The sequence below is a fragment of the Ruminococcus flavefaciens AE3010 genome, from assembly GCF_000526795.1.
Taxonomy (GTDB): Bacteria; Bacillota; Clostridia; order Oscillospirales; family Ruminococcaceae; genus Ruminococcus; species Ruminococcus flavefaciens_D.
Genome location: NZ_JAGT01000003.1, coordinates 42,431 through 68,106 on the forward strand (window position 1 = coordinate 42,431; position 25,676 = coordinate 68,106).

The window sequence follows — 25,676 nt, forward strand, 5'->3', positions numbered from 1 at the left end:
ATGACCGAAGTCTGATTGACACACTCCATTATTTGTGATATGATAAAAACAGATTCCTTTCAATATAATAAATTTGATAAGGCAGTTATAAATGAACAAGCAGGCATAATGAATACATCAATGGATACTTTTATCGTTATATGAAACTGTAAATGTAAAAATCAAGTATGAGTTATTCAAAAAACACGCCGATTAACGGCATAGGAAGGGAAGAATGAAAAATGAATAAAACAAGAAGTAAGATATGCAAAACCATTGCAGGCTGCATGGCGGCAATAATGACTATTGCAAGCGGAGGACTAAAGCCTGATACAAAGGCTGAAGCTTTACAGTTTCCGTTTAAATATGAGTCTGTGAGCATAAATGCCACAACTTTTCCTGACCCTAATTTCAGAGCTGTTGTTTCAAGTGATTTTGACAGAGACAAAAATGGTATTCTTGATTCGGACGAGATCATTCTGGCAAGAAATGTATGGTGTATAGGCAAGGGTATCAAGTCTATGAAGGGTATCGAATATCTTAAAGAAATGCGCGGTATCTACTGCATGGACAATGAGATCGAGACATGGGATCTCAGTCAGAATCAGCAGATCACAGGAATATGGTGCTCGGGCAATAAGTTCAAGTCACTGGACTTTTCTGTTATACCGACCCTTGAGTGGGTGTATTGTTATGACTGTCAGCTCACTTCTCTGAATGTGTCTAAGAATCCGAAGATGGCATTTATCGAATGCAACACCAACCCATTGAAGGAACTTGATGTAAGCCACAACCCTGTACTGGAGCATCTCATGTGCGGATCCTGTGAGATTACAGAGCTTGACCTGAGTCACAATCCTAATTTGCAGCATCTTGACGCTTTCAGAAACAAATTAACTACACTTGATGTTACCTGCTGTCCAAAGATGAAGCGCCTTGACGTCTGGGATAATCGTGGGCTGGGAAGTATCGACGTCAGCAAATGCCCGGGACTTCAGTACTATAACTGTGCACATAACGACGCGACCAGTGTAGATGTGAGCCATAACCCCGAGCTCACAAAGCTCATTTGCTCCTATAATTATCTGGAGAGCTTAGATGTGTCCAACAATCCCAAGCTTGCTTATCTTGACTGTTTGCAGAACCAGCTGAAGAGCCTCGATATTTCGCACAACCCGAATCTGCACTTTTTACAGGCGTTTATCAATGATTTTACAGAGCTTGATATCGGCTACAATCCATTCCTTATAAAGACTCATAATGAGGGAAAAGATGAAGATATCTGGGGCTATGGAAAATTCCACTCATGGAAGATAGACTTCGGCGGAAGAACTTCAACGGGCGGAGATAACGTATTCTTCATCGCCTATGACAATAAAGTAAAGCTTGAAAAAACACAGAAGCAGCCGTTCCCGTCGGAATATCCTGATGATGAGACCATAACAGATACAAGTCAGCTCATAACCCGTGAGGCAGCTGTACAGACCCTGTACGAAATGGCAGGAAAGCCTTCTGTCAGCGGCTTGAAGTCAAGATTTACCGATGTGGAGAAGGGCTCGTGGTATGAGGACGCGCTGCTATGGGGCGAGAAGAATGCCCTTTGTCTTGGCTATCCTTATGTAATTGCCGATACCTTTGGTGTGGGCAAATGGGTAACAAGAGAAGATGTTGCTCTCATGCTCATGAGATACTCTGAATTTATGAACTATGAGAGAGAGATCGACTTCGGCAGAAGCGATGATTTTATTGATTATTTCGATGTGGACTTCGACCACTGGGAGGCTATATGCTGGGCTTGCACATGGCATATCATTGACGGAAAGGGCGAAGAGGGCGCACCAAAGTCGGAGCGCATTATAGATCCTCACGGAAAGGCTACCCGTGAAGAGTTTACAGAGATGATAAACACCATGCTTGAAGTTAACAAAAAGACCGCAGAGTTCCATATCCCGGAGAATCCTCAGACTACTACTACAACATCGTCCACATCAACTACAACAACTACTGTAACTACTGTAACTGCAACAACGACGACAAGACCTGTAAAGCCTGAGATCACCGAGGATTATTCGCTTGGCGACGTAAACAACGACAAGTCAATAAATGCCATAGATGCTTCGGCTATCCTCACATATTATGCAAAGACGTCAACAAAGGAGGACGGCGGATTCAGCGATAAGCAGGAGAAGTCGGCTGACGTAAACAACGACGGTCTGATAAATGCCGTGGACGCATCGGGTATCCTTGCTTATTACGCATATGTTTCCACTGCTACGGCAAAAATAATGACGATGGCTGATTTTATGAAGCAGGAAGCATAATATAATAAAAATATAAAATATAAGGAGTGCGCTCATATTCGGGCGAACTCCTTATTATTATAATATATATAGCAGGGAAGAAATAACTCAGCTAAAGTTCAAAAGCTTGACAAAAGCTGCTGTAAAGTGTATAATTAATTCAATATTGCTCGGCAAATAATGCTTTTTTTCGGGAGGAATAGGTATTTTAAAAAAATTATTGCTGATATTACTGAGACTTATCACGATACCTTATATGTACTTAGTACTGGTCATAACGCTTCTTAGCAGAAAGCCGACTCATACTCACAACATAAAGCCGCCATTCTGGGAAATAACGGAGCTGATCAAGGGGAATGAAAATATGCTCTTTGATATTATAGCTAATACGATAATGCTTTTTCCTTTGGGGATCCTTGTGCCGCTCTGTATCAGAAAGGCTGACAGCGTGAAAAAAGTCGCTTTAACAGGATTTTTTGTCTCTTTGGCGATTGAGATCACACAGCTGATAACTACGCGCGGTTATTTTGAGCTTGACGATATGTTCCATAATACGCTGGGAGCTTTTCTCGGCGGACTTATAGGCTGCCTACTGGCAAGGCGGATATATTCGGAAAACAAGAATTAAAGGAAACAATAAAAAGGCTTACTTTTGCGGAACACACAAAAGTAAGCCTGTTTTTTTATCAGCCGTAAACACTCATATATTCTAATTCGTAGGAATTATCGTAAGAAACAGTCTCGTCAGGCTTGTCGATATCGCCCAGCACATCTCTAAGCATTTCTTCAAGATTGTCAAAATACTGTTCCATAAAGAAGTTGATGATCCTTTCGGGATCTTCAAAGCCATTATTCCTTATAAACTCCTGAACTTCCGCATCGCTTTCAAAACTTGGGATATTGAGATAATCCTCATTGTCAAAAACGTCATCGGGAAGAGAAGAAAGCGCTAAATAAATAGTTTTTTCAGGCAGGAATTTGCGCAGCTCTGCAAGAAAAGCTCTAACCTTCATATTATCATTCATAAATATCACCTCAGTAAGAAAAAATTGATAATTTCTATTTATCCATCATAAAAATATATAATGCGATATATAATAGAATAAGGTGTAAAAAAGCGATAAAAAATTACAATTAGGAATAATTAGCTTATGGAATAGCTTTTGAACTTTATATCGATATTATACCACTCAGATTCGGAAAAATCAATAAAAACTATTCTTTTTTAATAAAAAATCGGCTTTTTCACAAGAAAGCCATACGCTGATTGTATAATTTGAATAATGAGATGAAGCATTAAAATATACAAAGCGTAAAAAGAAATTGCTGTATAATATTTTGTATTATAAAACCGCTGTTTACGGAGCTGTTCAAAATACCTGTCAACAGTCTTCAAGGGGAGCTTTGAGAGATGTGTTTTATGTAACGGAAAGCTGTATGCGCTGTGTGGGATCGGTCAAAAGATGATAAAATAGCACAAATGGTCATATAAAAAATATATATACGCATCATGGAGAGATAATTAAAAGATGATACATGCTATCGGTGATTTGATAAAAATACATGGGGGATAATTGCAAATTCAAAGACTTATTCACACTGTCACAATTATTGGTGGCATTATGTAAGAAAGAAGCAATATTTGGTCATATGAAAACTGTCAGTTTAAACAATTTGAATACTGTGAACTATACATCTTATATAATAATTGGGTAATATTACAAATAGTCGTTTCAGCTATTGACAGACCTATATAAATATGATATAATAACACGAAAAATACGAATCGTAACTAATTATCTATATTATACTCTTGGTTATCATTTCGCTTTGGGATTAGATCATAAGAAGAATCGTTGTCTGGATTTTTAAATACTTTTTGGAGGGAATATTTTATGAAGGTTTCATTTTCACCACCCGATATTTCGTTCCTCGAAATACATGAAGTCTGTGAGGCTCTGAAGTCAGGCTGGATAACAACAGGACCGATGACCAAACGCTTTGAGGCAAACATTGCAAAGATGATCGGTGTGGATAAGGCTTGCTGCCTTAATTCACAGACTGCCTGCGCTGAAATGGCGCTGAGACTGCTGGGTATCGGCGAGGGCGACGAGGTCATCACTACTGCTTATACATACACAGCAACAGCTGCTGTAGTATGCCACGTTGGTGCAAAGCTTGTACTTGTAGATACGATGCCCAACAGCTTTGAGATCAACTATGACGAGGTCGAAAAGGCTATCACGGAAAACACTAAGGTCATCATACCTGTTGATCTGGGCGGTGTTCCTTGTAATTATGCAAGACTTTTTCAGATAGTAGAAAACAAAAAGTCTCTTTTCAGACCCAAGAACAAGATCCAGGAAGCTATCGGACGCATCAGCATAAACGCTGATACAGCTCATGCTTTCGGAGCAAAGTGGCGCAACATGAACGTGGGCAATATAGCCGACTTCTCAAGCTTCAGCTTCCATGCTGTTAAAAATCTCACAACCGCTGAGGGCGGCGCTCTTACATGGCGTCCTATCAATGGAATCTCGGACGAGGAGATATACCATCAGCTCCAGCTCTTCAGCCTCCACGGTCAGAGCAAGGACGCTCTTGCAAAGACACAGCTCGGTGCATGGGAGTATGATGTTGTGGGAACATGGTATAAGTGTAACATGACAGATGTGGCTGCTGCTATCGGACTCAAGCAGCTTGAGAGATACCCGCGTATGCTTGAATTCAGACATCAGATAATCAATTATTATGATGAGGCTCTTCACGAGTATGGCATAGAGACTCTCCCGCATTACACAAACGAGCATTCGTCTTCGGGACACCTCTACATAACAAGAGTTCCCAATATCACTTTAGAGGAAAGAAACGAGATCATCACACGTATGGCAGAGCAGGGAATTGCTACAAACGTTCACTACAAGCCTCTTCCCATGCATACGGCATACAAGAATCTCGGATTCGACATTGCTGATTTCCCAAATGCTTATGCTCATTTTGAAAACGAGATAACACTTCCGCTTCACACCTGTCTTACCGGTGAAATGGAAAATTATGTAGTAAGCAACTACATCGATATAGTAAAGGATTACCTTTGATACTGCGCCGCTGGGAAGATCTCCCTTCATTTATGAAAACGGAAGAGGTAAGACCGTATTGGGAGATATTATGGAAAAAGCGCAGACATCTTGCTGTAAAGAGAGCATTTGACATCGTTACTGCGTCGGTGCTCCTTATGATCGCTGCTGTCCCCATGATAGTGATAGCAGTGATGATAAAGCTTGATTCAAAAGGCCCTGTGCTTTACCGCCAGGAAAGAGTAACTACATACGGAAAGCGGTTCCGTATACATAAATTCCGCACTATGGTACAGAATGCCGATCGGGTCGGATCTGCCGTTACTGTCAGCAATGACAGCAGGATCACCCGCGTCGGTTCTTTGCTGCGCGGATTAAGACTTGATGAACTGCCTCAGCTCATAGATGTGCTTCAGGGAACTATGAGCTTTGTCGGCACACGTCCCGAAGCGTCAAAGTACGTGAAAAGATACCGTCCCGAATTCTTTGCCACACTGCTTATGCCCGCAGGCATCACCAGTGAGGCTTCTATCAGGTATAAGGACGAGTACAAGCTTTTAAGCGCTTCCGAGGATGTTGATGATACCTACATAGAGCAGGTGCTTCCGGGAAAAATGGTATGGAATCTTAATTCCATCGAGCGTTTTTCATTTTTCCGTGAGCTTCTGACCATGGTCAGAACAGTTCTTGCTGTATTGGGAAAAGAATACGATTGAGGAGTTTAATATGGTCACCATCAGAAATATGACTGCTTCAGAGCAGGCAAGCATAAGGAAGCTGTCACGGCTCCACACCCGTGCTTTTCCTGATTTTTTCCTTACACAGCTTGGTGTGGGCTTCCTTGATGCTCTGTATAAAGGGTATCTCGAGGATGAAAGGTCGGGTATAATAGTTGCCGAGGATAACGGCAGACTTGCAGGCTTTATCGCTTATTCCTATGATTATCCGAATTTCTACAAGGGACTGATAAAGCATCATCTTTTGAAGTTTGCATTATGCTCCGCGGGAGCTGCTATAAGACACCCTTCATTTATAAAGAGACTTCTGGGAGCTTTCAAGAAAAGCGATTCTGTAGTCAAGAACGAAAAGTATGTTGAACTTGCATCCATATGCGTTGAACCCAAAATGGGCAAGAAGGGCATAGGCTCAAAGCTCATAGACCACCTTAAAGGCATGGTTGACTTTGAGAAGTACGCATACATCAATCTTGAGACAGATGCCGTAAACAATGATCCTGTAAACAGGTTTTATGTAAAGAATGGCTTCAAGCTGGCAGGAAGCTATTATTCTGCCGAGGGGAGAAAGATGAACGAGTACAGATTCGGGGGCTGATATGTCAGTGAAAATGCTATACATTCTCAACGTTGCGGAAAAAGTGAATAACTTCTCATATTCCGCAATGGTCGCTGCACAGAATCTTGGCATAGAGTTTTCCATAGCAGGAAACTGGAATTATCCCAATGACGCAGCAAGAAAAGCAGACGAAAAAAAATACGGTATAAAGATCTATCAGGTCGATTTTATTCGTGCTCCATATGATCCGCGCAACTGCAAGGCTTATCGTCAGATAAAGGCGATCGTGGAGCAGGAAAAATTCGACCTGATACACTGTAATACACCTATCGGCGGCATAATCGGAAGATTAGCCGCAAAAAAATGCGGCGTGAAAAAGGTGATATATCAGGCACACGGCTTCCATTTTTACAAGGGAGCGCCTTTCATAAACCGCGCACTTTTCTATCCTATAGAAAAGCACTTTGCAAAGTATACCGATGTTCTTGTTACTATAAATAATGAGGACCTTGAAGCTGCTAAGGCTTTCAAGCTGAAAAAGGGCGGCAGGCTCCGCTATGTTCACGGCGTTGGCATTGACCTTTCGGTATACGACGGCATAGCTGAGCAGAGGGATAAAAAGCGTGCAGAGCTGGGGCTCGGCAGCGACGATGTTGCTGTTATCTCAGTGGGCGAGCTCAACAAAAACAAGAACAATATCACCATAGTACAGGCTATGGCTGAGATAAAGAATAAGTCCCTGCAATATTTCCTGTGCGGAGTGGGTCCTGAGCAGGAAGCTATAAAAAGCTTTGCTGCCGAACACGGACTGACTGAGAATCTCCACTTCCTCGGATACAGGAACGATATCAAGGAGCTTTTATCAGCCTGCGATATATTTGTAATGCCTTCATTCAGAGAGGGACTGTCACGTTCCCTCATGGAAGCTATGGCTTGCGGACTGCCCTGTGTAGTTTCAGATATAAGAGGCAACACCGACCTCATACAGAAAGGCGGCGGACATCTTTGCTCTCCCTCTTCGTCAGCAGAGTTTGCAGACGGCATCAGGGCATGCCTTTCATCGGACAGAAAGGCTATGGGAGCAGTCAATGTTCAGTCTGTAAAAAAATATGATCTCGGCATAGTCATTGCTGAGTGGGAAAAGATATATAAGGATGTTTTATAAGGGATTGTTGTTATGACCAGAACGGATAACAATGTATCATTTGGCTTGTCGGCGATAAGCTTTCTGATATATTTTCTATTAAAGCCGTTTTATCTTTTTGGTAGCGGTACTTTGCAGCTGGGCGACTTCTTCCTGCTGCTGTCCTTTGCATTTCTTGTATACGAAAGAAAAAAAGGACTCAGAAACGATGATTACATATTCGGCGCATTTCTCATCTGCGTGATGATCATCAATTTTACTTATTTCTTCATATACCGCGGCAGCGATTTCCTGAAATCCTGTCTTTATTATGTATTCAATTATATAGTTATCCTGTGCTTCAGGGAATTTATGTACGACAGGACATTCCAAAAGGGACTGGCGATAGTCTGCAAAATGAACCTCCTGTTACAGCTGGCAGTATTCCTGCTTCATAAGGGCGCCTACTTGGATTACAGATACATGGGAACCTACACCGACCCTAACCAGATGGGATTTGCGGTAGTATCCACATTGTCCATACTCTTTCTGCTGCAAGACAAATGGAAATACCTGTATGTACTTGTAGCTGCATTTCTTATCTTACAGACGTCATCAGGCGGTATGCTCATGGCACTTTGTATACTGATATCTCTCGACTGCCTGATAATGCTGAAAAAAGCCATGGACGACGGCGGTATATCCTATACCCTGCTGTTCCTTATCATACTGGGTGTGGGAGCAGGTGTTATCCTGATACTCTCTGATGTGATACATATCGACTGGGATCACTTCCGTATCGCCGACAAGTTCGGCGGTGAAAAATCAGCGCTCCAGAGCTTTATAGATGACCGAGCACTCAATGTGGCTCAGGAGCACCCCGAGTATTTCCTTTTCGGATACGGCGAGGGCTTCCAGTTCCCGAGATACGGATACCAGATAGAGCTTCATTCAACATGGATATCCCTGTGCTATTATTACGGAGTTATCCCGTTCTGCATACTTCTTGCATGGATATACTCCAATATAAGGCACGTCAAGCTTAATATGATACCTGTATACTGTGCAATATTCATTGAGGCTTTCACTCTTGCACATCAGAGACAGGCGTCTTTCTGGATGATAATACTGCTTGCAAATATCTGCTGTCAGGACGACAGTGATTATGAATACACCGACGAAATAGAGATTGAGGAGATAAAAAGTGCATAATTGTTTAGTGACGGTATGTTGTCTCGCATACAACCATGAGAAATATATCAGATCTACTTTGGAAGGTTTTATCAGGCAAAAGACGACATTCAGATTCAAGGTCATAGTACACGATGATGCGTCCACAGATAATACCCGCAATATAATCAAGGAGTATGCCGAAAAGTACCCTGATATTTTTGAGACCATTCTCCAGGATGAGAACAGGTATCAGAAGGGGATAGATGTTGAGGATGAGTATATTTTCCCGAAGGTGGAAGGAAAATATGTAGCTGCCTGTGAGGGCGATGATTACTGGACTGATGAGAACAAGCTTCAGCTCCAGGTGGAGTATATGGAAAAGCACCCTGACTGTACTCTTTGTGTCCACAACACAGAGAAGATATTTGAAAACGGCGACCGGATGAAAAAGAACATCAATGTATGCCGCAGGGAAAGAGACTATTCCTTTGAAGATCTGGCACTGGCTGAGCCCGGTTCGTATTTCCATTTCAGTTCTTTCATGTGGCGGTACGACAAGATGAAAATAAAGAACCCTGCCTTTGAAATGGAGGGCATCGGCGACTATCCCATGGCGCTGTATCTTGCTTCTGTCGGATATATCCACTATATCCCGAGAGTGATGTCAAGGTACAGAATGAATTCAGTCGGTTCATGGTCCTGTTCAATGAATTCCGATCACAGTAAAAAGATAGCTCAGCACAGGAATATCATCAAGGGCTTCAGGCTGATAGATAAAGAGACTGACAACAGATATTCTCCCGTTATCAAAAAAGCCATTGCCCGTGAGGAAGCTAAAATAATGGCTATGGAAAAGAATTATTCCGCACTCCTGAAATCACCGCGGCGTTTTGCTGCATTATGCAGGACCCTGACCCATAAAGCTGTCAGGGGAGTCTGCGATAAAGTTCAGGCGGTTCGGTGCAGATGAAAAGAGATACAGTAGTAAAGAATCTTATCTGGCGTCTCGGTGAACGCTTCGGAGCAAAGATGGTACAGTTCACTGTACAGATGGTCCTTGCGAAGCTGATAGCGCCGAAGCACTGGGGAACGATAAGCCTGATACTCATATTTATCGAGATATTGCAGGTGTTCATCGAAAGCGGACTTGGAAATGCCCTCATACAGAAGAAGGATGCGGACGATCTTGATTTTTCCACTGTCTTTTACTTCAACTGCGTGGTGTGCGGAGCAGCCTATCTGCTCATGTTTTTCAGTGCACCGCTGATAGCTCGTTTCTACTCCAAGCCCGAGCTTATCCCTGTTATAAGAGTAATGAGCCTTGTGCTCATAGTTTCGGGCATGAAGAACGTACAGCAGGCATATGTCAGCAGAAATATGCTGTTCAAGAGATTCTTCTTTGCTACATTGACAGGCACTGTCACAGCTGCTGTTGTGGGCATCGCAATGGCTGTCATGGGCATGGGATTATGGGCTATCGCAGCTCAGAACCTTGTTAATATCACCATAGATACGCTGATACTCTGGCTGACAGTTAAATGGCGTCCTAAAAAATGCTTTTCGTTTCAGCGTTTAAAGGTGTTGTATTCCTTTGGCTGGAAGCTGTTTGCCTCTTCAATGATGGAAGTGATATACCTCAAGCTGAGAGGACTTATAATAGGAAAGAAATACTCGGAGGACGACCTCGCTTTTTATACCTACGGTGAGTACTTCCCGCAGTTCATAACGAGTATACTCAATTCGTCAATAGACAGTGTACTGCTGCCGTCTATGTCAAGCGTTCAGGATTCGCGTGAGAATGTTAAAAACATGACAAGGCGCGCAATAAAGCTGGGTACATACATACTGATGCCGTTCATGGTGGGGATCATGGTATGTGCAGCACCTGTTGTCAGGATCGTTCTGACCAAGGAATGGCTGCCTGTAGTTCCTTACCTCAGGATACTCTGTATTTCCTATGCATTCATGCCCATACATACGGCAAATCTCAACGCCATAAAGGCTATCGGAAGAAGCGATATTTACCTCAAGCTCGAAATAATAAAGAAATTCGTGGATTTCGCTTCCATACTTGCAACGATGTTCATATCCGTCAAGGCTATAGTATACGGTGTGCTCGCGGCGTCGATCATAAGTCAGGTCATAAACGCATGGCCGAATAAAAAGCTGCTGGGCTACAGCTATCCGGAGCAGGTTGCGGATATGATACCGCAGATGATCGCATCAGCAATAATGGGCGGCATCATATATCTTATAAACCTTATAGATATGCATTATATACTTATGCTGGCCATTCAGGTGCCCTTAGGTGTTATAATATATATCATCTGTTCAAAACTCATGCATATTGACAGCTTTGAATATCTTCTGGATATTGTAAAAAGTCTCTTAAACCGAAAGAAGGGTAAAAATATATGAAAAAACTTATGATACTGGGCGGATCGTCTTTTATAGTTCCCGTCATAGAAAAAGCACATGAGCTTGGCTGCTATGTAATTACCTGCGATTATCTTCCCGATAATATTGCGCATAAGTATTCCGATGAATACTGCAACGTAAGCGTTATTGATAAAGAGGCTGTTCTTGAAGCTGCAAGGAAGCATAAAATAGACGGCATCATCTCTTTTGCCTGCGACCCGGGAGTTGTATCTGCTGCTTATACAGCTGAGAAAATGGGACTTCCTTTTCAGGGACCCTATGAGTCTGTAAGGATACTTCAGGACAAGGGACTCTTCCGTAAATTCCTTACCGATAACGGCTTCAACTGTCCTCACGCAAAGAGCTATGACGATAAGAAGGCTCCGTTTGATGATATTGACTTCTTTAACTGGCCTGTTATCGTAAAGCCTGTTGACTCGGCAGGAAGCAAGGGCGTTACAAGAGTTGATGATCCCGCAAAGCTTTCCGAGGCTATCGAGATCGCTCTGGACGCAGGTCATAACGGACGGTTCATCATAGAGGACTTTCTCACATTCAAGGGCTCCCATTCGGGCGGCGACTTCTTTACCATTGACGGAAAGATCGTATTCGGTGCCCTGGAGGATCAGCTTTTTGACAAGAATTCTTCCAATCCCTATACTCCCGCAATGCTTATCTGGCCCACATCAATGGATAAAGAAGATGACAAGGCGCTCCACGAAGAACTTCAGAGACTTATGTATGCTCTGAATATGAAAACAGGCATATACAATATCGAAGGCTGCATCGGTGCAGACGGCAAGCCCTACATCATGGAGGTATCACCCCGCGGAGGCGGCTGCCGAATGGCTGAGATACAGCATATGGCTTACGGTGAGAATGCAGACCTTATCGGGAATGAGATAAGAATGGCTGTAGGACTTCCTCTTACAAAGATCGAGGAGGGCAAGTGCGACGGTTACTGGGTACAGTTCGATATCCATTCGCATACAGAACGCGACCGTGTGCTTAAATCGCTCCGAATAGAGCCGACGATCGAGAAGAAGTACGTAAAGTATTCCATGATAATCGCTAAGCCCGGTGATATAGTAAAGCCTTTTACGGGCGCAAACATGACACTTGGCGACGTATTCATGAGATTTGATACCCGTGAGGAGATTGCCGAAGTAATGAGCCGTTCCGAGGAATGGGTGCTTCTTGATTACGAAGACTGATAATTTGTAATTATGAAAGAGATCGGCGGATACATTGAATTTGAAACATTCCGCTCCAAAATGCTGTATGACGACGGTATAAAGCTGAACTGCGGAAGAAATGCTTTCGCATATCTTATCGAGACCGAAAATATCAAAAAAGTATGTTTCCCGAAAATGATGTGCGATTCTGATGATAAGGTGCTCGGTGACTACGGTGTGGAGGTAAGGTATTACTCCATAGACAGGGAACTGAAAATGGAGGATATCGTTCTTGAGGACGATGAGTGGCTGTATGTGGTGAATTACTACGGACAGCTCACAGATGAATATATCAAGTCGCTGAAGAAAAAATACGGCAGGATAATACTTGACAATGCACAGGCTTATTTCCAAAGACCTGTTGCAGGAATAGATACTGTTTATACCTGCCGCAAGTTCTTCGGAGTCCCCGACGGAGCAGTGCTTTACACCGATACGAGACTTGACAGGGAGCTTCCTGTGGACGAATCATTCAGCAGGATAAATTTCCTTGTGGGAAGATTTGAGAGAACAGCCTCGGAGTTTTACTGCGAATATGCTGCAAACAATGATCTGTTCTTTAATGAGCCGATCAAAAGAATGTCAAGGCTGACGGAGAATCTTCTACGCAGTATCGACTATGATTTTATAGAGAACAGAAGAACAGAAAACTTCACACATTATAATGAAGAGCTGGCTTCTGTGAACAAGCTCCGTCTGATCGTACCGAGAGGAGCGTTCATGTATCCATTTTATACCGAAAACGGCAATGAGGCAAGAGCAATACTGAAGGATATGAAGATATATATCCCTACACTCTGGCCGAATGTGTTTGATAAATGCACTGAAAACGATGCTGAGTACGATCTGGCTGAAAACATACTTCCGCTGCCGTGTGATCAGAGGTATTCATATGATGAGATTAAATATGTGATCGAGGTGATAAAAAATGTTTAGACTCCGCGAACTGGAAAGCAGGGATATTGCTGAGATAAATTCATGGAGAAACGACCCCGAGCTGATAAGTCACCTCGGTGCACCTTACAGATATATTAACCTCAGAGTTGATGAGGAATGGTTTGAGAATTATATGAGTTCGCGTTCGAGAAATGTAAGATGCTCCATTGTAGATGAAAATGATGAATTATACGGACTTGTCAGTCTGACAAATATAGATCAGCTGAATCAGTGTGCCGAGCTACATTTAATGATCGGTGACACTGCAAGGCGTGGCAAGGGTGCAGGCACCTTTGCGGTCAGGGAAATGATACGTCATTCATTCGATGATCTTAATCTTCACAGGATAGAGCTTGAATGTCTTGCAGCAAATGAGACAGCTGCAAAGCTGTATGAAAAATGCGGCTTTAAAAAAGAGGGCGTCAAGCGCGGGAGCGTATTCAAAAACGGGGAATACTCCGATGTTTGTATGTATTCTATCCTTAGAGAAGAGTATATGGAGGTGAAAGGAAATGAATGAGGAGATCTTAGTTACCAGATCCTCTATGCCTGATTTTGAGGAATACTGCAATGAGATAAAGGATATGTGGGACACCCACTGGCTCACAAATATGGGCGATAAGCACAAGCAGCTGCAGGAGGAGCTTGAGAAGAGGTTCGATGTTCCTCATGTTACTCTTTATACCAACGGACATCTGGCTCTTGAAAATATCATCGCCGCCATGAATCTTCCGAAGCACGGCGAGGTAATAACCACACCGTATACATTTGCTTCGACCACTCATGCTATCGTAAGAAACGGGCTCAATCCTGTTTTCTGCGACATCAATGATGAGGATTTCACCATAGATGCCGATAAGATCGAAAGACTTATCACAGACAAAACCTGCGCCATAGTTCCCGTTCATGTATACGGAAATGTGTGCGACGTGGAAAAGATACAGAAGATAGCTGATAAATACGGCTTAAAGGTAATATATGACGCAGCTCATGCTTTTGGCGTGACTTATAATGGCGAAAGCGTTGCCCACTTCGGAAATGCTTCTATGTTCAGCTTCCATGCTACAAAGGTATTCAATACAATAGAGGGCGGTGCCCTCTGCTACAGTGACGACAGCCTTGTGCAGAAGCTGTACGATATGAAGAATTTCGGGATACACGGTCCCGAGGACGTTGCATATGTAGGCGGAAATGCCAAGATGAATGAATTTCAGGCTGCCATGGGCATATGCAATCTGAGACATATCGATGACGAGATCGAAAAAAGACGAATAGTCACAGAGCATTACAGAAGCCGTCTTGAAAATGTAAGCGGTATAGTACTCTGTAAGCCGCAGAAGGACGTAAAGCCAAATTACGGTTATTTCCCTGTGGTATTCAACGAAAAGCTCTTCGGCGCAACAAGAAATGACGTGTTCATGGCGCTTGCTGATAACAACATAAATGCAAGAAAGTATTTCTACCCTATATCAAATACCTTTGAATGCTTCCACGGCAGGTATGATGTAAGCGAGACCCCTGTGGCGCTCCATGTAAGCAAGCGTGTGCTGACACTTCCGCTTTATGCGGATCTCAGTGAAGAGATCGTTGACAAGATCTGCGATATAATCCTTGCATTGAGAAAAAAATGACCCAACGTCCATAATAAATTTGAGAAAGGCTGAAACCGATGAGGAATGATGAAAGAAACGTAATTAATTTTAAGGAGATTTTTTCTCTTATTTTCAGGAGATTATGGCTCATAATCTTATTCGCACTGTGCGGCGGCATAATTGCTTTCTGCGTATCAAAGTATATCATTACACCAAGATATGAGGCACATCTTAATCTGTATGTACAGAGCAGTGCTGCTCTAAGCAATAAAGGAAACGACAAAAGCGATAACAAGAACGATGTCAATAATCTTAAACAGCTCACCAATACATATATCGAGGTACTCAATGACGATCTCGTAATGCATGATATCGGCAGCGAGCTTGTGAAAAGATTCGGTGAGCCCATAATGAAGAATGTTTTCGTTCTTGATAAGGACAATAATATCGATGCAGACGAGCTCCGCAGCTCTATATTTATTGAAAGTGTACCTGATACACTTGTTCTGAAGCTGAAGGTCATAACAAAGGACCCCGAGGTATCTGTAGCTATATGCAACTACTTTGCGGTCTATTCCGACCAGTATCTCCAGAAGGCGATCGGAAGCGACTGTATAGCAAAGTACATGACATGGGCAAAGTACAATGATGATCCTGTATCACCCAACAAGGTAAAGAATACCGCTCTCGGTATCGTTGCAGGAATACTCCTTTCACTGCTTATCATATTCCTTATTGACTTCTTTGACGATTCTGTAAGAAACGTTAATACACTCAGCAACAGATACGATACAGCTGTCATCGGTGAAGTAGGACACTTCAAGAGCAAGTTCAAGAGCGGCGACAGAAAGAGCAGATTTGTAAGTCTGTTCAATAAGTATGTACCGTTTACAGTAGTTGAAAACTACAAGGCGATCCGTACAAGTATAATCTATTCTCTTTCATCATATGAAAACAAGGTCATCTCTGTTTCATCAGCAGAGCCCTTTGAGGGAAAATCCATTACTGCTGCCAACATCGCTATCACTCTTGCACAGGGCGGCAATAAGGTCCTCCTTATCGATGCAGACCTGAGATATCCTGTTCAGCATGAGATATTCCGCATCAGCGAGAAAAAGGGACTTTCAAACGCTCTTACAGATATTTCCGATCTGGACAAATGCATAAAGAAGACATTTATGGAAAAGCTTGATATTATCTCCGCAGGTGATGCGGTAGCTAATCCGTCAGAGCTGGTAGCGTCTGAGAATATGGATAAGATAATCGAAAAGCTTGAGGAAAAGTACACTTATATCATCATCGATACACCTGCTGTAAACTTCTTTACAGATGCTGTTGAGATAGCTAAGAAGGTATCAGGCATGATAATGGTCGTAAGATACAACGAGACATCGTCTTCTGATATCGATTCGGCTATGAGCAGGATAGAATTCTTTGAAGCTAATATGCTTGGATTCATTATCAATGATGTTAAGTCAAATAAGAAGTACAACAAGGTAACAGCTTCCAACAGAAGCATTGCTCCACTCAAGAAAATGACAGACGCTCAGAAGATAAGCAAAAACAACTCGGCCAGCAGCAAAAACAGAAGCACAGGCAATAATAAAGCGAAAAAATAAAACAGCAGACAGCGATACATCAAAAAGTTGGTGTATCGCTGTTTTTTTACGGTCATACGTACCTGAACGGACAGACAGGTCTTTTTTCGGAAAGGATATTGATTTTTTCACATTCATCTGCTATACTGATTATATAAATAGCGTGATACACATCTCACATTCGGTATAGTCGGTATAGATCTCAGTAAAAAGGAGCTGATATTATGAAAAAGAAAATAATGGCAGCTGTGCTTGCGGCAATGTGCTTTGCAAGTGCTGTGCATGTTGGCGTTATGGGCGGAGCTGCTGCTGAAAGCACCGCCGTATCCGAACAGACAACAAGGGCTATGACTCTCAATGATGTTGTGGAGCTCTCGAAAAAGGGCAAGAAAGTGGACTGGTCCGATTTTGACGGATTTGACATTAATTGGCGGAGTTCTGCGGCATTTTCCAGATTCTGCAAGGTGGATTTTGGCAATGAGCTTTTCCTGATCGTCGGAGGTGAGCCGAATTTCCGGCCCGATGCAGTATGGCTGTGCTATTCCGATACGGAGACTTACGTCGATGTCAAAACAGGCGATGTCAAGGCGTTTATAGACAAATATGCGAAAAGCGATATTGTCACAACAACTGCTGCAACTACGACAAAGGCGACCACTGTGGCCACAACTGCTGCAACTACGACAAAGGCAACTACTGTGACCACTACTGCCGCAGCAACAAAGACCACAGCTGTCACCACCAGAACTACAGAACTTCCCGAATTATATAAATTTACGGTCATAGTCCTGAGCGTAAGTGATACGACCCTGCTGGTAAAGCCTGATAAGGAATATGAAGCTCTGAAAGGCTACGACGAATTTGTAATGGGCATAAATCAGCTGAACAATGATATTAAGCCGACTGTGGGCATGAAGCTTGAGATTTCTTCTTTAGGTGTCGGCTTCATTGACACTAACCCTGCCCGTATCGGCACAGTTGTAAATGTTACGGTAGTTTCGGACGCTCCCATAGCCACAAAGGAAATGACTCTTGATGACGTTGTGGAGCTTTCCAAAAAGGGTGATGCCCTTGGCTGGTCGGACTTCGAGCCATACAAGGCTAATGACGCAAGCACATGTATCCAATGCTGGGAGTACGATCTCGGAAACGGCTTTCACCTTAAAGTCGGCGGTCCCCCTGACGGTAAGCCTGATTTTATCCTTTTAGGGTATTACAGCTTCAAAGACTGTGACGTCAGAACAGAAGATGTTTCGGCATTTATAGATTTTATTACAGCAACATATATCATCATAAAGGGCGACGCCAACTTCGACCGCTATGTGGATATGTCGGACGTTGTGCTTGTTATGCAGGCTCTGGCAAATCCCAATAAGTACGGCTTGAACGGTACAGACGTGAAGCACCTCACTGAACAGGGCATGAAAAACGCCGACATGGACGGCAATGGTCTGACTGTTGGCGATGCTCAGGCTATCCAGAGAAAGCTGCTGCACATAAGCGATATTGACAGATCTGTTATAGCAGGCAAGACATTTGTATACGAAAAAGAGGGCTTCGGAAGCGATTTTGAGATAACCTTCAATGAAGACGGTACATATATTTATTCCCCCGGTATTCTCAGCAGCTATTTAGGCAGCGGAACATGGGAAATAGAAGATGAATATGTTTATATGGCAGAGAATACTTCCGATAACGTCAATTATCTGAAAATAAACGGCAGCGCCCTTGTATACAGAGGAGCAGGCTCGGATAATTTCTATGGCTTCAAGGTAAAAGACGGTGAGGTTTTCTACTTAAAGGCTGAAGAAAAGCAGCCTGCACTCAGCGATATCTTGACCATAAAGACTGACTACGATCCTGTAATGAGCGACTGGTCGGGAATAGGCATACTGCTTGAATTTGCTTCTCCCGAATACGCTATCACTCTGGAAGCAGACGACGGTCAGTTTGTGGAATGGGACACGATAAAGGGCAGCGGACCTGTCACGAATGCAGGCAAGACATATGAGATCGGCGAAAGCGGCTCTATATTCTGGGATCCCGACGATACGTGCTATACCGACGGATTTGTGGCTGAGATAACAGTCAAGGGCACAAACGGCGACAAGCAGGTCGAGCTTGGCAAGATATACATTACACACAACGACAGGCTCGTTTTTACTGCGTCACCGGAAAAGCCCGAAATCTCTGCCCTTGATAATATCAGAAAGCAGCTGTCCGAATTTTTTGCCGCAGAAAAGATAGACTATACTGTTATCCCAAAGAGCAAAATGCCAGAGCAGTTCAAGGATAAGTATGTATTTATAAAGGTCAATACCGCTGACACAAGCTATGCTGTACGTTATGGTGCGTTTCTGAAAGAAAATAACATTGACAACAGCCTAATAAAGTCTATCCCATATAAAATAGACAGTGATACGGAGCTCAACAAGATAAGAGCCCTGCTGTACTGCTATATACTTGAAAACAATATCAATGCAAGCGTTGACCCTACCGATGAAGAAGCAGACCTGAAAAACAAGACTGTTCTTGTGAAATACGCTGATTCCGCAAATATACGCACTCAGCTGGAAAGCTTCCTCAAAGAAAAGAACATTGACCTTAAATTAGTTGAATTTCTCGCAGTTGAATAAATAATAAAGCTCCGCCTGCGCGGAGCTTTATTTATGACATTTAACTGTACATGATCAATGACAGTGCCGTAATCGAGTCTGCAAGCATCAGCGCAGAAGCTTGCGGCGATCCACCGCTCGGGTATACCGCTTACGTTACTTTCTTTTTCGTCTGTCCTTACCCGTCCTTTCATAAAACTGTTTCTTATCCTTATATAACATTGCATCGGCAAGCTGGTAGAGCTTATCGATCGTACTGTCTTCGGTTTTCATGGCATAACCGATAGAACAGGTATAAGGAGTTTTGGCTAATTCCTGTCGGATGCGTTCTATCAATGATAGGACTTCGTCTTCCGTAGTATCGATGCATAAGATCATATACTCATCGCCGCCGATACGATAAACACGCTGTCCGTGGTGTGCGGCTTTCCAGAAGCAGTCTGCAAGTACCTGAAGTGCAGTATCTCCTGCTATATGCCCTTCACGGTCGTTGATTTCTTTTAAGCCGTTCATATCCATTGCGACGACTGCTGTAATGTCATTTGAATATCTTTCAGCGTCGGTATAATAGCTTTGACGGTTCAGAAGATTCGTAAGGGGATCGTGCTTTGTGGATTTCTGGAGCAGGAACACATAGTAGAGCATAACATTTACCGCAATTGTCATATTGAACCAGTGCGATGTTGAGTCGCTTGCAAATAACGGTAGTATCAGGCACATGATAGAAGTTAGCGAAATATACAGTATCAAACGGAATTCTTCTTTTTGTGATCTGCTGTTTCTGAACAAGCTGATTATGAAATAAAGCAGATACAGAGCGTTGATAAAATATGGAAGATAACCGAGTGTTCCGCGGAAAAAATGATTATCTTCCGAGATGAAAAACACTATTTTCGTCGGGACAGAAATAAAGCACAGAACAGTATTCATTACAGCAGGGAAGAAAAGATACCTCTTTTGATTAGGAAACATTATCATTATGACCGTTACAAGTATAAAGGTTATCAGACTGTAATTGAAAGCGCTCAGTATCGGTCTGAGCAGTGTGTATTCAGTCTGGTTCCCGAGGTATGTTTCTGCATAGCAGGAAATGGAATACAAAAACATCAGAACATTTGCTATGGCGATACGTCGGATCATTTTCTGTTCCAGATGAACATCTGAATACAAAACTATCCCCATACCAAGCAGTAAAACCAATATAGCCCAATGCTCCTGCAAATAACCGAGGATTGTCAGTTTAACCACCTCCCATTATTGTCTTTATCTGTCAGAACAGCAAATATATCACCGTTAATGTGATAAGTGTTGTCCTTTGGAATTATCTTTTGATGCGAATATTGGTGATTGCACATTGATCGCCTGTAAGAGCTGCATACAGCTTTGGTACAGCATCGGTCACGTTGGTAACAGAGTGTATTGAAAGTCCGCAGAACTCCGTGGAAATATCTATCTGTCCTTTATTTAAGCGGAACAACAGCTCGCAGTCCTGACCTGCCTTGTTTTGTGCCTTGAAGTCGTTCCAGTTAGTGAAGCTGTCAAGCTTGTTTACCAGCACATGGTTATCTGCAAGGTCATCTTCCTCCCAGCCTTCACCGTCAAGACGGACTACCGTAAGCTCACGGTAATCCTTGCCGTTTACCTGTCCGTCGGAGGAGGTATAGATCACAGCAAAGGGACAATGCCATACCAGTCTTGCTGTCGGCAGGCTCATAGAATGGAATGAGATGCGCATTCCGTCGGTAAGCTCTACGCCCTCAGATGATTCCGAGCGCCAGCCGTCCACCTGTACATTGGGGATATCTCCCTGCGGTGAATCAATATAGGTTATCTCCTCGGCAATACGGGGAATATAACCGTTACCGATGGTCTCGCCTGTCTTTGATACCTCAACATCATCGATGATACAGTCTTTACCCGTAAGAGCTAAATAGCAGAATCTTGTACTGTCAGGCAGAGCTATGATCACCTCATGAAAGCGGAAGCGATTCGATATCCTTACCAGTGCATGATCCTTATACCGCATAGCCTCTATATCGAAATCCACCTTTTCGCCTCGGAGCATTGTCTTTTTTTCTGCTGCCGCACCTGCGGTCTCGTTGGTCTTTGTACGTATATTCCTGACTCCTGCCTTCTCAACAATACCGTCAGCGTGTATAGTAGCGTATTCGTGATATAAGAGATCTCTGCGCTTGCGTTCGCTGTCATGCATTCTTCCGTCCAGTGAATCGAACAGAACAAAGCTTGGTATGTTTTCCTCATTGCGTTCATCAGTCATCTGACAGGTCAGGTGGATATGGACAATGCCATTGTTGAGCAGTATACCGTCCGAGCGTGTGGTGCGGTATGGTCCGCAGAGCAGTGTTCCTATTGCCTCGCCCTCAGAGGCGTCCTCACTTTCCCTCATCATATATTCAGAGTCAAGGTCGATAAGATGAAGCATTATTTTTCCGTAATTGGGATCGAACTGCGTTCCCAGACCCTTTACGAACTCCTCACGAACGAGCTGCTGTGGGATAGGATCACGGTAGCTTCGCTTTGAAGTCATAGCATCATAAGCATCTGCAACAGCAATAATGCGTGCAATATCGGGGATATCCTCTCCCTTGAGACCTGCGGGATAGCCGTGACCGTCATAACGTTCATGATGATAGTGAGCGCCGATGCTAAGATAAGGTGACTGGCTGATACTTGAAAGTATCTGCATTCCGATGACAGGGTGAGTTTTTATTGCGCCGTACTCCTCATCAGTGAGCTTGCCCTCCTTGTTGATGATACTGTCCTTTATGCCTATTTTTCCAACATCGTGCAGAAGTGCAGCAAAGTATATCTCTTCGCATTCCTTTTCCTTCATGCCTGCACTTCTTGCAATTTTTACCGAATATTTTGCAACTCTCCGTGAATGACCGTGAGTGTATTTGTCCTTAGCGTCTATGGCGTTTGCAAGAGCAGTTGCAGTCTGTTCAAACAGCTTGTGCATATTTTTCTGCTCCTGATGTGCGATATCCAGTTCCAGCTTATTGGTGCGCTCGATCATTTTGTTGGTGTCAAGCAGAGAAAAGATATAAAGAAGCACAACAAGTCCGACGAGCGTGATATTCGTCAGTGATACTCCGTATGTAAATATCTGTAAAATGGAAGCAATCATCGGTACGATCGTAAACAGCAGCAGCGAAGCACGCATGAGTTTACCAACTCGCTTTATGTTTTCGAGGATCACCGACATGTCAAGTACCAGTATTATCAGCGGAAACAAATAGCATACTGCAAACCAGTTTGTACGCTTGTAGCAGTTCATCTCATCGAAGGTATAATAGAGACCTGTGAACTGAGATATTATGAGCATTATCAGTGCCAGTCCGCAAAGGATATACGAAAGCTTTAACCTGAATGGTGTTTTTTCATAACCGCCCTCATGTACCAAAAGATCCGTAAGATATAAAGTGAAGAAAAAGATTATAGCAAGAGTCAGTGTAAATACCATAAAATTGCTTATCCTGACCATCCAGAATCCCAGATCACTTGTATCACCGCGGAAATTATATGCCTTTCGGTCAAAAAGGAGCAGCAACATAGCCGAAAGCTCCAATGACAGCAATATATATTTACGTGACGGTCTCAGCGTTTTTGTGATAAGAACAAAAATCGCCAGCATACCGCATATACATATTAACGTGAACATTATATTCAATTGATATGCTTTCAAAAAATCAATAACAGCCTGCATAATATTTCCCCTTTTATTATTAAACAGATTGTAGAAAATTAGATATTTATGCCAAAATGTTTTTGCATATTTATTTTATATATGTATATTATAACACATAATTGCTATAATAGCAATATTGAAAACATAATCAATTTTTAATTTTTTATTAATTTCCTTTGAGATAAACGAATAGGAACGGGAATAGCCGCAGGAGAGAGGGGACTGAGGCTTAAATTTTGGCTGCGTAATAACAAACTATAACTTGTGTGTCCCATTATCTGTTACCAAGGTAGGAATAGTGAAAAACAAAAGAAAAAAGCCCGAATGATCGGGCTTTATGTCTGTATTATCTGTATTTGCGCTCGGGATGCTGCTCATAGTATGCATTCTTATCGGCGTACATACGCTCATCGGCAATGTGCATTGCGCTGCGGATATCATCACCTTTATTGACAGCACACGTACCTACGGCAAAATGCACGTTTCTTGTATTGGCAGCCTGATCAATGAGCTGTTTTACTCTTGCTTCAATTTCTGTTTCGTCAAGTCCGTCAGCCAGTACCATGAATTCATCACCGCCTGCACGGTACACTTCACCGTCATAGAAAACTCCCCGAAGTATAGCCGCCGCATTTTTCAGCAGCTGATCACCTGCAATATGACCTTCTTCATCGTTCACACGCTTGAGTCCGTTAAGATCGGCAAATACCACTGAGTAAGGAAATTTCATTTTCCTTTTGCCCTCAACTATCTCATCGACATTATTATTCATGGTGTTGCGGTTATTTACTCCCGTCAGCATATCCACCGAGCTCAGCATCTCAAGCTTCTTCATAAGCTGATAGTTTGCTATCTCCGAAGCAAGGAAGAATGTGGTCAGCTCCAGCGTTTCTTTTATTTTTACCGTATTTTCAATATTAAAGTTCAAAGACCAGATATATCCGATAGTTCTGCCGTTATATCTAAGCGGGAAGAGTACGATGCTCTTTATACCTGTATTTACAAGTAAATCATGCCATACAGGATTTATTGATCTGAGCCAATCCATATCCTGCTGATCCTTTATTATAATGCAGGTACTGTCACCCAGAGTGTCATCACATGTCTGTACGATCTCAAAGAATTCTTCATCAAGATAACGATCCATAGGAAGCATTCCGCAGCCGTACTTTATTGCTTCACAGAAATTTTCACAGCTGCGCTCTTCCTTATTGAACAGAAGTATGCAGCAATGGTCAGAATCACATATCTTACGTATATCCTCTATAACTTCATTGAATGTATTATGCAGGTCATCTGCGCCGCGAAGCTTGATACATGTCTTTATCACAGCCGAAGATGTATCGGCAGACAGACTTGCTCTCTGCTCCAGATCAACATTGGGCGTTACATCATATGAGTATATGCAGTAGCCCTTGTTTGGCTCATCCGATTCAAGGGGCAGCAGGAACATATTCAGCCACAATCCCATTTGCGGAAGTCTGACATATGAATGAAGGAGCTGTCCCATAAAAGCGCTGCGGTAACAGAAGTCCTCGAAGTTCTTATTTTCAGGGAAGTACTCCTCATAGGGCGAATCAGGTATGAAAGGACGATGCATAGTATTCATCATGTCCGCACAGTGAGCCATGTTGCCTGCGGCTATGCGTATATTGCCGTAGGTACCGTCAGGAAATCTTTCTACGGACATTACACAGGTCTTTGCACTGTATCCATTGATAAGCTTGCTAAAATCCATATTCAGTCCTCCTTACACAAAATATTTTTTGTCTATATTGCATATTATATCATTTTGCGAGTTAAAAGTCAATTGGGGATATTACCAAATTTGTCTGCTTATTCTTATCAAGCTGATATGTTTTACTGCCTTGTCAGATACAGCTTTGCTTTAAGTTCTGCAGCTTTTTTCTTTCACTTTTGGAGCTGAGTGTGATCATACAAAGCAGGTAATATTTGACTCGGCTTGGTGATGAGGATTTTATTTGCTCTGATATGGCTTCCAGATAAATAACCCTTCAGATTCTGCCAAATCCCGAGTCATTTCAGTCAAATTATCACTTGGATCATATAAAGTGATGTGCGTATCGTCCATTGTGATCATAACCATAGATCCTTCTATGAAGATCTGCAGCTCATACTTATTTGATATGATCCATTCATCAAGCAGCTCAGGTTCAGGATTTGTGAGGGTCTCACCCGTTGAGATATTGAAAACCTCTATCCCATAGTAGCAGTAAAGCTTCAGTATGATATTCGAGAACTTTCTTCGCAGTTCTGATTTACGAGTCCCTTGAAGAAATAAATTCTCAACAGCGAAGAACTGCCCATTGCTTTCAGCAGGAACTTGCTGAGGCAGAAGATCCACGACTATATATTCTTTTTTCAGTAACTGTTCTATCCTACTTTTCTTCATGTTATATTACTCCGTCAAGCTCTCGGATGTAGCTTGGTATGTATCATTTGATGAGATCAGGCTCGATACTCCTTTGTTCTCATTCTATACCCAGCCCTAACAGCATTTTCTGTATAGCCTGAGCATCACCTACAGTAATACCGTCACCGTTCATATCGCCGTTTATATTGCCCTGTTCGGTAAGATGACTCTCTGCGGTGCCATCTAATCCGTAT

The 25,676-nt window shown here is 42.7% G+C and carries 20 protein-coding genes; 15 read left to right on the forward strand and 5 right to left on the reverse strand.

Translation table 11 applies throughout. The features are described 5' to 3' along the window. Positions 1-221: 221 nt before the first annotated feature. Both N774_RS19905 and N774_RS18595 read left to right on the forward strand, forming a co-directional pair. Positions 222-2,300, forward strand: coding sequence for a dockerin type I domain-containing protein (locus N774_RS19905; protein WP_024862257.1), 2,079 nt, complete (start codon positions 222-224; stop codon positions 2,298-2,300). 199 nt (positions 2,301-2,499) lie between these two features. Beyond that, positions 2,500-2,907, forward strand: a complete 408-nt coding sequence (locus N774_RS18595) for a VanZ family protein (RefSeq protein ID WP_024862258.1) — start codon at positions 2,500-2,502, stop codon at positions 2,905-2,907. A 58-nt stretch (positions 2,908-2,965) separates the two neighbouring features. Here N774_RS18595 and N774_RS0116385 read toward each other — a convergent pair whose 3' ends face one another. Next, positions 2,966-3,304, reverse strand: a complete 339-nt coding sequence (locus N774_RS0116385; RefSeq protein WP_024862259.1) for a hypothetical protein — start codon at positions 3,302-3,304, stop codon at positions 2,966-2,968. A gap of 870 nt (positions 3,305-4,174) precedes the next feature. Here N774_RS0116385 and N774_RS0116390 point away from each other — a divergent pair. From N774_RS0116390 to N774_RS0116450, 13 genes are all read left to right on the forward strand, one after another. Beyond that, positions 4,175-5,377, forward strand: coding sequence for a DegT/DnrJ/EryC1/StrS family aminotransferase (locus tag N774_RS0116390; RefSeq protein WP_024862260.1), 1,203 nt, complete (start codon positions 4,175-4,177; stop codon positions 5,375-5,377). A 32-nt stretch (positions 5,378-5,409) separates the two neighbouring features. Then, positions 5,410-6,072: a sugar transferase gene (locus N774_RS0116395; protein ID WP_196231584.1), complete on the forward strand. Its 663-nt coding sequence runs from the start codon at positions 5,410-5,412 to the stop codon at positions 6,070-6,072. A 10-nt stretch (positions 6,073-6,082) separates the two neighbouring features. Further along, complete coding sequence (locus N774_RS0116400) at positions 6,083-6,688, forward strand: GNAT family N-acetyltransferase (protein ID WP_024862262.1); 606 nt, start codon at positions 6,083-6,085, stop codon at positions 6,686-6,688. Position 6,689: 1 nt separating this feature from the next. After that, positions 6,690-7,814, forward strand: a complete 1,125-nt coding sequence (locus N774_RS0116405) for a glycosyltransferase family 4 protein (protein WP_037281292.1) — start codon at positions 6,690-6,692, stop codon at positions 7,812-7,814. A gap of 12 nt (positions 7,815-7,826) precedes the next feature. Then, positions 7,827-8,984 carry an O-antigen ligase family protein gene (locus N774_RS0116410; RefSeq protein WP_155250462.1) on the forward strand — a complete coding sequence of 386 codons (1,158 nt, stop codon included), beginning with the start codon at positions 7,827-7,829 and terminating at the stop codon, positions 8,982-8,984. A 7-nt stretch (positions 8,985-8,991) separates the two neighbouring features. After that, complete coding sequence (locus N774_RS0116415; protein WP_278245182.1) at positions 8,992-9,915, forward strand: glycosyltransferase; 924 nt, start codon at positions 8,992-8,994, stop codon at positions 9,913-9,915. Next, positions 9,912-11,363, forward strand: a complete 1,452-nt coding sequence (locus N774_RS0116420) for a lipopolysaccharide biosynthesis protein (protein ID WP_037281294.1) — start codon at positions 9,912-9,914, stop codon at positions 11,361-11,363. Before N774_RS0116415 ends, N774_RS0116420 begins: the two co-directional genes overlap by 4 nt. After that, entirely contained in the window at positions 11,360-12,577 is a 1,218-nt protein-coding gene (locus N774_RS0116425; RefSeq protein WP_024862267.1) for an ATP-grasp domain-containing protein, read from the forward strand. The genes N774_RS0116420 and N774_RS0116425 overlap by 4 nt, the downstream gene beginning before the upstream one ends. Before the next feature lie 12 nt (positions 12,578-12,589). Beyond that, entirely contained in the window at positions 12,590-13,534 is a 945-nt protein-coding gene (locus N774_RS0116430) for a hypothetical protein (protein ID WP_024862268.1), read from the forward strand. Next, on the forward strand, positions 13,527-14,054 hold the full coding sequence (locus N774_RS0116435) for a GNAT family N-acetyltransferase (protein ID WP_024862269.1): 528 nt from the start codon (positions 13,527-13,529) through the stop codon (positions 14,052-14,054). Before N774_RS0116430 ends, N774_RS0116435 begins: the two co-directional genes overlap by 8 nt. Next, positions 14,047-15,165 (forward strand): DegT/DnrJ/EryC1/StrS family aminotransferase, encoded by a 1,119-nt coding sequence (locus N774_RS0116440; protein WP_024862270.1) that lies wholly within the window; start codon positions 14,047-14,049, stop codon positions 15,163-15,165. Before N774_RS0116435 ends, N774_RS0116440 begins: the two co-directional genes overlap by 8 nt. Positions 15,166-15,203: 38 nt before the next feature. Further along, a complete protein-coding gene (locus N774_RS0116445) occupies positions 15,204-16,745 on the forward strand; it encodes a polysaccharide biosynthesis tyrosine autokinase (protein ID WP_024862271.1) in 1,542 nt (513 codons plus the stop codon). Between the two features lie 203 nt (positions 16,746-16,948). Then, positions 16,949-19,360 carry a dockerin type I repeat-containing protein gene (locus N774_RS0116450; protein ID WP_024862272.1) on the forward strand — a complete coding sequence of 804 codons (2,412 nt, stop codon included), beginning with the start codon at positions 16,949-16,951 and terminating at the stop codon, positions 19,358-19,360. A gap of 135 nt (positions 19,361-19,495) precedes the next feature. Here the strand turns inward: N774_RS0116450 and N774_RS0116455 are convergent, their stop codons facing one another. From N774_RS0116455 to N774_RS18600, 4 genes are all read right to left on the reverse strand, one after another. Then, positions 19,496-20,521 carry a GGDEF domain-containing protein gene (locus N774_RS0116455; RefSeq protein WP_080770574.1) on the reverse strand — a complete coding sequence of 342 codons (1,026 nt, stop codon included), beginning with the start codon at positions 20,519-20,521 and terminating at the stop codon, positions 19,496-19,498. Positions 20,522-20,660: 139 nt separating this feature from the next. Beyond that, positions 20,661-22,913 (reverse strand): HD domain-containing phosphohydrolase, encoded by a 2,253-nt coding sequence (locus tag N774_RS0116460; RefSeq protein ID WP_242836704.1) that lies wholly within the window; start codon positions 22,911-22,913, stop codon positions 20,661-20,663. Between the two features lie 481 nt (positions 22,914-23,394). Further along, positions 23,395-24,786 carry a sensor domain-containing diguanylate cyclase gene (locus tag N774_RS0116465; RefSeq protein ID WP_024862275.1) on the reverse strand — a complete coding sequence of 464 codons (1,392 nt, stop codon included), beginning with the start codon at positions 24,784-24,786 and terminating at the stop codon, positions 23,395-23,397. 240 nt (positions 24,787-25,026) lie between these two features. Continuing rightward, entirely contained in the window at positions 25,027-25,461 is a 435-nt protein-coding gene (locus tag N774_RS18600; protein WP_024862276.1) for a hypothetical protein, read from the reverse strand. Between the last annotated feature and the right edge of the window lie 215 nt (positions 25,462-25,676).

Coding starts and splice junctions, on each gene's coding strand:
- N774_RS19905 (WP_024862257.1), top strand. CDS start 222: ATGAATAAAACAAGAAGTAAGATATGCAAAACCATTGCAGGCTGCATG.
- N774_RS0116385 (WP_024862259.1), bottom strand. CDS start 3,304: ATGAATGATAATATGAAGGTTAGAGCTTTTCTTGCAGAGCTGCGCAAA.
- N774_RS0116390 (WP_024862260.1), top strand. CDS start 4,175: ATGAAGGTTTCATTTTCACCACCCGATATTTCGTTCCTCGAAATACAT.
- N774_RS0116395 (WP_196231584.1), top strand. CDS start 5,410: ATGAAAACGGAAGAGGTAAGACCGTATTGGGAGATATTATGGAAAAAG.
- N774_RS0116400 (WP_024862262.1), top strand. CDS start 6,083: ATGGTCACCATCAGAAATATGACTGCTTCAGAGCAGGCAAGCATAAGG.
- N774_RS0116405 (WP_037281292.1), top strand. CDS start 6,690: ATGTCAGTGAAAATGCTATACATTCTCAACGTTGCGGAAAAAGTGAAT.
- N774_RS0116410 (WP_155250462.1), top strand. CDS start 7,827: ATGACCAGAACGGATAACAATGTATCATTTGGCTTGTCGGCGATAAGC.
- N774_RS0116420 (WP_037281294.1), top strand. CDS start 9,912: ATGAAAAGAGATACAGTAGTAAAGAATCTTATCTGGCGTCTCGGTGAA.
- N774_RS0116425 (WP_024862267.1), top strand. CDS start 11,360: ATGAAAAAACTTATGATACTGGGCGGATCGTCTTTTATAGTTCCCGTC.
- N774_RS0116430 (WP_024862268.1), top strand. CDS start 12,590: ATGAAAGAGATCGGCGGATACATTGAATTTGAAACATTCCGCTCCAAA.
- N774_RS0116435 (WP_024862269.1), top strand. CDS start 13,527: ATGTTTAGACTCCGCGAACTGGAAAGCAGGGATATTGCTGAGATAAAT.
- N774_RS0116440 (WP_024862270.1), top strand. CDS start 14,047: ATGAATGAGGAGATCTTAGTTACCAGATCCTCTATGCCTGATTTTGAG.
- N774_RS0116445 (WP_024862271.1), top strand. CDS start 15,204: ATGAGGAATGATGAAAGAAACGTAATTAATTTTAAGGAGATTTTTTCT.
- N774_RS0116450 (WP_024862272.1), top strand. CDS start 16,949: ATGAAAAAGAAAATAATGGCAGCTGTGCTTGCGGCAATGTGCTTTGCA.
- N774_RS0116455 (WP_080770574.1), bottom strand. CDS start 20,521: ATGGGGATAGTTTTGTATTCAGATGTTCATCTGGAACAGAAAATGATC.
- N774_RS0116460 (WP_242836704.1), bottom strand. CDS start 22,913: ATGTTGCTGCTCCTTTTTGACCGAAAGGCATATAATTTCCGCGGTGAT.
- N774_RS0116465 (WP_024862275.1), bottom strand. CDS start 24,786: ATGGATTTTAGCAAGCTTATCAATGGATACAGTGCAAAGACCTGTGTA.
- N774_RS18600 (WP_024862276.1), bottom strand. CDS start 25,461: ATGAAGAAAAGTAGGATAGAACAGTTACTGAAAAAAGAATATATAGTC.